2 protein-coding genes are annotated in these 8789 nt (G+C 69.6%); both read right to left on the bottom strand.

The features are described 5' to 3' along the window. Positions 1-5148: type I polyketide synthase (locus IEZ20_RS39240; RefSeq protein ID WP_373304056.1), on the bottom strand; the 5148-nt coding region annotated here is incomplete at its 3' end. A 36-nt stretch (positions 5149-5184) separates the two neighbouring features. Beyond that, positions 5185-8784, bottom strand: coding sequence for a type I polyketide synthase (locus IEZ20_RS39235; RefSeq protein ID WP_268253100.1), 3600 nt, complete (start codon positions 8782-8784; stop codon positions 5185-5187). Positions 8785-8789 lie beyond the last annotated feature (5 nt).

The raw sequence follows: 8789 nt of genomic DNA, 5'->3' as shown, positions 1-8789 counted from the left end.
CCCCGCGTCCTCGCCCACCAACTCCGCACGCAAGAACTCCGCCAGCACAACCGGCGACGGATAATCAAAGACCAACGTCGCCGACAACCGAAGCCCCGTCACGGCACTCAACCGGTTCCGCAACTCCACCGCCGTCAACGAATCAAAACCCAGATCGTTGAACGCCTGCCCGGCACCGATACTCGCCGCGTCCGCATGCCCCAGCACCACCGCGACCTCACCCAACACCAACTCCACCAGATGACGCTCCTGCCCCTCACGAGACAGCACGGCGAGCCGGCCCGCCAACGAATCCCCCACACCACCAGCACCCACCAGGGCACCACGCACCGCACGACGCGGCTGACGCACCAACCCCCGCAGTACCGGCGGCAACTGTCCAGTCCGTGCCTGCTCCGTCAGGACGGCGAAGTCGAACTTCAGCGGCACAAGGGTGGACGCCTCGCCGGACAGGGCCGTGTCGAGCAGGGCCATGCCGTCCTCGGTGGCCAGCGGGAGCACTCCGCCCCGGCCCATACGGGCCTGGTCCGACTCGCTCATCGTCGCGATCATGCCGGCGGACTCGGCCCAGAGGCCCCAGGCCAGTGAGACGGCGGGCAGACCCTGCGCACGGCGCCACTGGGCGAAGGCGTCCAGGAACGCGTTCGCGGCCGAGTAGTTGCCCTGTCCCGGACCTCCGATCACACCGGCGGCCGAGGAGAACAGGACGAACGCGTCCACGTTCATGTCGTGTGTCAGCTCGTGCAGGATGAGTGCCGCATCGACCTTGGGCCGGAAGGTGGCGCCGATCCGCTCCTGTGTGAGGCTCGCGATCACACCGTCGTCGAGGATTCCCGCCGCGTGCACGATTCCGGTGAGCGGCGCGTCGGGCGAGACCGTCGCGAGCAGCTTCTTCACCGCCCTGCGTTTGGACATATCGCACGCCACGACGGTGACGGTCGCTCCGGCCGCCTCAAGTTCGGCCGTCAGCTCCTGGGCGCCGGGGGCCTCCGGTCCGCGACGGCTGGTCAGCAGCAGGTGGCGCACACCGTATGCGGCGACGAGATGCCGGGCGACCAGGCCGCCCAGTGTTCCGGTGCCGCCGGTGACGAGTACCGTGCCCGCGGGGTCCAGTTCGGGCCCGGTACCGGAATCGGCCGCGGCACGCACCAGCCGGGGTGTGTGGACGACGCCGGCGCGTACCGCTACCTGAGGCTCTCCGGTGGTCAAGACGCCCGCCAGGGCCGGCCGGGACGCCTGGACCTCGTCCACGTCCATGAGGAGGACGCGGTCCGGGTTCTCGGCCTGTGCCGCGCGCACCAGACCCCAGACCGCGGCACCCGCCGGGTCGGTCACCTCGGTGTCGTCAAAGACACCGACCGCGCCGCGCGTCACGACGAGCAGGCGCGACGAGTCGAGTTCCGGCGCGGCAAGGAACGCCTGAACGATGCCGAGGACACGGCCGACGAGGCCGCGGACCCGTTCGGGGCTGACGACGCCGTCGACGGCGTCGACGACCAGTACTTCGGGCATCGACGCGCCGGACCGCACCAACTCCTCGATGTCCATGGCCATGGACACGGTGTGCGGGACGACCGCGGCGGTGACGCTCGCCGTTGCCTCGGCCGGCAGCGCGGCCCATTCGACGGAGAACAGGGAGTCCGTCCCGGGCCCGGTCCGGCCGGCGGCCTTGACCTGGTCCTCGGCGACCGCCCGCAACACCAGCGACTCCACCGACGCCACCGGGGCGCCCTCACCATCGGCGAGTTCGAGCGTTACGGATTCGGGTCCGGTGGGCCTCATGCGTACCCGCAGGGCGGTGGCACCGGAGGCATGCAGCGTCACGCCGTTCCACGCGAACGGCAGGATGAGCCTGCCCTCCTCGGCTTTGCGCTCCGTGAAGGCCCCACAGTGCAGGACCGCGTCGAGAAGCGCGGGATGCACACCGAAACCGGCCACCGCCTCGATGTCCTCCGCCGGGAGCGCGACCTCGGCGTAGATGTCCTCGCCCAGGGTCCACAACGAGCTGAGACCCTGGAACAGCGGCCCGTACCCATAACCGGCGGCCGCCTGGTCCGCGTAGAAACCGGTCAGGTCGACAGACTGCGCACCCTCCGGGGGCCACACCCCGAAGACGGCATCCGGAACCGACGCGACCTCATCGAGCTGACCTGCGGCGTGACGCACCCACGGCGTGCCGGGCTCAGCGTCGTCCGGCCGCGAATACACCGCCACCGGTCGTACACCGCCCGTCTCCTCACCAACAGACACCTGGATACGCACCGCGCCCCTGTCAGGGATCACCACAGGCGTCTCGATGATCAGTTCACTGAGGGAACGCGCACCGACCTCGTCCCCGGCGCGGATCGCGAGTTCCACGAGGGCGGTGCCCGGCAGCAGGACCGTGCCGGACACGGAATGATCCGCCAGCCACGGGTGCGCTGCCAGGGAGAGCCGGCCGGTACATACGACACCACCCGTGTCAGGAACACTGATCACCGTGTCGAGCAAGGGATGTCCGGTCGCCAGCGCGGGATCCCCGCCGGACGACGTCGGAGTCAGCCAGTAACGCTGGTGCTGGAAGGCATACGTGGGCAGGGCCACGCGGTGTGCGCCGGTGCCGGAGAACACCTTCTCCCAGTCCACGTCGACGCCGCGGGTGTGCAGCCGGCCCAGGGTGGTCATCAGGGCCCGGTCCTCGGGGACGTCCCGCCGCAGGGAGGGCACGCAGTCCTGCTCGACCATCCCGGACAGGACACCGTCGGGGCCCAACTCCAGGAACGTGGACACCTCCTCCGCCCGCATGGCCTGCACACCGTCGTGGAAGCGGACCGTGCCCCGCACGTGCTCCACCCAGTACTCCGGCGAGCACAGCCGCTCCGGGTCGGCCAGGTGTCCGGTCAGGTTGGACACCACCGGTATGGAGGGCTGGTGGTAGGTGAGCCCGGCCGCGATCTGACGGAACTCCTCCAGCATCGGATCCATCAACGGCGAGTGGAACGCGTGCGAGACCCGCAGGCGCTTCACCCGACGCCCCTCGAAGCGGGCCACAACGGCCTCGACCTCTTCCTGGACGCCGGACAGCACCAGCGAGGTGGCCCCGTTCACGGCGGCGACGCTCACGCCCGCGGTCAGCAACGGCGTGACCTCGTCCTCCGTCGCCTCCACCGCGACCATCACCCCACCGGCGGGCAAGGCCTGCATCAGCCGGCCACGCGCCACCACCAGCGCCGCCGCGTCCTCCAGCGACCACACGCCCGCCAGATAAGCCGCCGTCACCTCACCGACCGAATGACCGGCGAGGCAGTGGGGACGCACGCCCCACGACTGAACGAGCCGGAAGAGCGCCACCTCGACAGCGAACAGCGCCGGCTGCGCATACCCCGTCTCGTCGATCGGGTCGCCGGAGTCGAAGACCACATCCTTGAGTGAACGGTCCAGGCTCTTGTCGACTGCCGCGCACACCTCGTCGAAGGCATCCGCGAACACCGGGAACGCCGCATACAGCTCACGGCCCATACCGACCCGCTGCGAGCCCTGGCCCGTGAACAGCACACCCAGGCGCCCCGGAACCACGGCCTGCGCACGCACCGACGCCAGGCTCTCCCGCGCCTCGTCCACCGAACCCGCGACCACCACCGCACGGTGATCGAAACGCGCACGCGCCGTCACCAGCGAGTAGGCGGTATCCGTGAGGCTCACGTCCGGATGCCGTTCCAGATGGTCGGCCAGGCGCCGGGCCTGCGCGTTCACCGCGTCGGCCGTCCTGCCCGAGAGAACGAGGGGGACCGCCCCGTGCGTCGTGGTCGGCTCGGGAAGGTCGTTCTCGACGGCTTCCAGGATGACGTGCGCGTTGGTGCCGCTGATGCCGAAGGAGGAGACGGCGGCCCGCCGAGGGCGGTTCTCCGGGGTCTGCCACTCGCGTGACTCGGTGAGGAGTTCCACCGCACCCGCCGACCAGTCCACCTTCGGCGACGGCGCGTCCACGTGCAGAGTCTTCGGCAGCACACCGTGCCGCATCGCCTGCACCATCTTGATCACACCCGCCACACCGGCCGCGGCCTGCGCGTGACCGATGTTCGACTTCAACGACCCTAACCACAACGGACGGTCATCACCCGGTCGCTCCTGACCGTACGTCGCGATCAGCGCCTGCGCCTCGATCGGGTCACCCAGCGACGTACCCGTACCGTGCGCCTCCACCGCGTCGACATCAGCCGCCGACAGACCCGCACTCGCCAACGCCTGACGAATCACACGCTGCTGCGAAGGACCATTCGGCGCGGTCAGACCGTTGGACGCGCCGTCCTGGTTCACCGCACTGCCCCGGACGACCGCCAGCACCTCATGGCCGTTGCGCCGGGCGTCCGAAAGCCGCTCCAGCAGGACCAGGCCCACACCCTCCGCCCACGACGTACCATCGGCACCCGCGGCGAACGACTTGCACCGGCCGTCCGCCGCCAGACCCCGCTGTCGCGAGAACTCGATGAAGCTCCCTGGCTGGGCCATGACGGCAACGCCGCCGGCCAGGGCGAGCGTGCACTCGCCGTTGCGCAGGGCCTGCATCGCGGAGTGCATCGCCACCAGCGACGACGAACACGCTGTGTCAACCGTCACCGCCGGGCCCTCGAAACCGAAGGTGTACGACACCCGGCCCGAGACGATGCTGCCGGCGGCGACGGCCGACTCGTAGTCGTGGTACATCACACCGGCGAAGACGCCCGTCCGGCTTCCCTTCAACGAGATCGGATCGATCCCGGCCCGCTCCAACACCTCCCACGACGTCTCCAGCAGCAACCGCTGCTGCGGATCCATCGCCAACGCCTCACGCGGGGAGATCCCGAAGAAAGCCGGGTCGAACTCCCCAGCGTCGTGGAGGAAGCCGCCCTCGCGAACGTAGGACTTGTCGGCCAGGCCGGGGGTGGGGTCGTAGAGACCTTCGATGTCCCAGCCCCGGTCCTCCGGGAACGATGTGATGCCGTCACGTTCTTCGACCACGAGACGCCACAGGTCCTCCGGCGAGGAGACGCCACCGGGCAGTCGGCACGCGGCCGACACGATCGCGATCGGTTCGGACGAGGCTGCAAGGACCCGGTCGCGCTCCTCCTTGAGCTGCTCGTTCTCCGTGAGCGAGGCGCGCAGTGCCGCGACAAGCTGGTCCTGGGACACAGACATACTTGGGTTCCTCCGTAGGCCGCGGCGGGCTCAGTTGTGGGTGTTGCCCATCGCGCGTTCGATGAGGTCGGCGACGTCCATGTCGGCGATCAGGTGCGCGGCGTTCTGCCGTACGTCCGAAGGGGCGGCGGTAGCCGCACCGGGGTCCGCGGCTCCGGGGACCGCAGTCACCAGATGCATCAACTGCCGCAGCACACCCAGCTCTTCGAGCCGCTTGAGCGGGACGGAGGCGAGGACCTTGCGCAGCTCGATCTCGTCCACGTCGGTGAGCTCCACGGTTCCGGCCGCAGCGACCGGAACCAGTTCCGCGCGCAGGTGCTCGGCGATCGCGGCGGGTGAAGGGTAGTCAAAGATCAGCGTGGCCGGCAGTTGGATGCCCGTCGCTCCGGCCAGCCGGTTGCGAAGCTCGACCGCGGTGAGCGAGTCGAATCCCATGTCGCTGAACGCCTGTCCCGGAGTGATGTTCTCGGCGTCGGCGTGCCCGAGCACAACGGCGACTTCGTCGCGGACCAGGTTCAGCAGTGTCTCGGACTGCTCCTCCTCCGGGAGCCCCGCCAATCGGGCCGAGAGGGAATCGGCGCGGACAGGTACGCCCGTGGCGGCAGCGCGCCAAGGCCGGCGCACCAGGCCCTGCAGCATGGGAGCCAGTCGACCGGCTTCCGCTTGTGCGCTGAGGGTGGGGAGGTCGAACTTGACGGGTATCAGGGTGGGTTCGTCGGTGGTGAGGCCGGCATCGAAGAGTGCCATGCCCTCTGCCGCGGACAGCGGCCGGATACCACTGCGCCGCATCCGCGCCTGATCGGACTCCCCGAGCGAGCCCGTCATCGCACTCGACTCGCCCCACAACCCCCACGCCAACGACACCGCCGGCAGACCCTGCGCACGACGCCACTGAGCAAAAGCGTCCAGGAACGCGTTCGCCGCCGCGTAATTCCCCTGCCCCGCACCACCCAGCACACCCGAAGCCGACGAATACAACACAAACGCATCCAGATCCAGAGCCCGCGTCACCTCATGCAACGCCAACACCGCATCCACCTTCGGCCGGAACACCCCCGCCAACCGCTCCGCAGTCAGACCCGAGAACACCCCGTCATCCAGCACACCCGCGGTATGCACCACCCCCACCAAGGGAGCATCCACAGGCACCCGCGCCAACACCCCCGCCAACGCCTCACGATCCGCCACATCACACGCCACGACGGTGACGGTCGCTCCGGCCGCCTCGAGTTCCGCCGTCAGCTCCCGTGCCCCGGGGGCCTCCGGACCACGACGGCTGGTCAGCAGCAGGTGGCGCACACCATGTGCCGCGACAAGATGCCGGGCCACCAGACCACCCAGTGTTCCGGTACCGCCGGTGACCAGAACCGTCCCACCAGCACGGAACACCGACCGCCCCGCAGAACGCTCCACCCCGGCACGCACCAGCCTCGGCACGAACACCCCACTCGAACGCACCGCCACCTGCGACTCACCACAACCAGCCACACCCGCCAGCACCCCACCCGCCGGCACCACACCCCCCACACCCACATCCAGCAAAACCACCCGGCCAGGACTCTCCGCCTGCGCCGAACGCACCAACCCCCACACCGCAGCCGCCACCGGATCCACCACACCGGCATCGCCACCGACCGCCACCGCACCCCGCGACACCACCACCAGCCGACCCCCACCCGACGACGCAAGGAACGACTGCACCCCAGCCAGAACACCAGCCGTCACGTCCCGGACAACCTCAGCGTCCAACGGTTCGTCCACGGCTCCAGCAACCGACGAGACCGACCTGGGAACCTCCAGGACCTCCACCTCGACACCGTCAGCGCCCTCAGACACCGGCACCGCCACCGGCGACCACTCCACCCGGAACAGCGAACCACCACCAGCCCCGGACACCCTCAACTGCTCCTCGGCAACCGCCCGCAGCACCAGCGACTCCACCGACGCCACCGGAGCACCCTCGCCGTCGGCCAGATCCAGCGACAGCGACTCCGGCCCCGTGGACGTCAGCCGAACACGCAGAGACGACGCACCTGCGGCATGCAGCGACACACCACTCCACGCGAACGGCAGGAACAACCCCCCGCCGTCCGGCCCGCGCTCACCGAGGAAGGCTCCCGCGTGCAACGCGGCATCCAAAAGCGCCGGATGCAGACCGAACCCACCGGCCGACTCCACCTCACCCACCGGCAACCCGACCTCACCGAAGACCACGTCCCCACGCCGCCACACCGCACGCAGCCCCTGAAACACAGGCCCGTAGTCGTAGCCCCGGCCAGCCAACTCTTCGTACAGGTCCGACATCTCCACCGCCGCCGCGCCCTCCGGCGGCCAGACGCCAAACCCGGCCGTGGGAGCAGGAGCCTCCGCACTGAGGCGACCGCTCGCATGGCGCACCCAGGGCGTGTCGGGCTCGGCGTCGTCCGGCCGCGAATACACCGCCACCGACCGCGCACCGTCCGTGTCCTCACCAACAGACACCTGGATACGCACGGAGCCGTGCTCGGGGATCACCACAGGCGCTTCGATGATCAGTTCACTGAGGGAACGTGCACCGACCTCGTCCCCGGCACGGATCGCGAGTTCCACGAGGGCGGTACCCGGCAGCAGGACCACACCCGACACCGCATGATCCGCCAGCCACGGGTGCGCTGCCAGGGAGAGCCGGCCGGTGCACACCACGCCACCGGTGTCGGGCACACCCACGACGATGTCGAGCAGCGGATGCCCGGCAGCCAGCGCGGGATCCCCGCCGGACGACGTCGGAGTCAGCCAGTAACGCTGGTGCTGGAAGGCATACGTCGGCAGGGCCACCCGGTGCGCCCCGGTACCGGAGAACACCTTCTCCCAGTCCACGTCGACGCCCCGGGTGTGCAGCCGGCCCAGGGTCGTCATCAGGGCCCGGTCCTCGGGCACGTCCCGCCGCAGGGAGGGTACACAGTCCTGCTCGACCATCCCGGACAGGACACCGTCGGGGCCCAACTCCAGGAAGGTCGAGACCTTCTCCGCCCGCATGGCCTGCACACCATCGTGGAAACGGACCGTGCCCCGAACATGCCCCACCCAGTACTCCGGCGAGCACAACCGCTCCGGATCCGCCAGCTCACCGGTCAGGTTCGACACCACCGGAATGGAGGGCTGGTGGTAGGTGAGCCCGGCCGCGACCTGACGGAACTCCTCCAGCATCGGGTCCATCAACGGCGAGTGGAACGCGTGCGAGACCCGCAGCCGCTTCACCCGCCGCCCCTCAAGACGGCCCACCACCGCCTCGACCTCCGCCTGGTCACCGGACAGCACCAGCGAGGTCGCCCCGTTCACCGCGGCGACGCTCACGCCCGCGGTCAGCAACGGCGTGACCTCGTCCTCCGCCGCCTCCACCGCAACCATCACACCCCCGGCGGGCAACGCCTGCATCAGCCGGCCACGCGCCACCACCAGCGCCGCCGCATCCTCCAGCGACCACACACCCGCCAGATACGCAGCCGTCACCTCACCGACCGAATGACCCGCCAGAACATCAGCAACCACACCCCACGACTGAACAAGCCGGAAGAGCGCCACCTCGACGGCGAACAGCGCCGGCTGCGCATACCCCGTCTCATCCAGCAGGTCCCCACCCTCGAAGACCACATCCT

Source organism: Streptomyces cinerochromogenes, from assembly GCF_014648635.1.
Taxonomy (GTDB): Bacteria; Actinomycetota; Actinomycetes; order Streptomycetales; family Streptomycetaceae; genus Streptomyces; species Streptomyces cinerochromogenes.
Note: the sequence above shows the minus strand (reverse complement) of the source record. Positions and strands in the feature narration are given on the sequence as shown.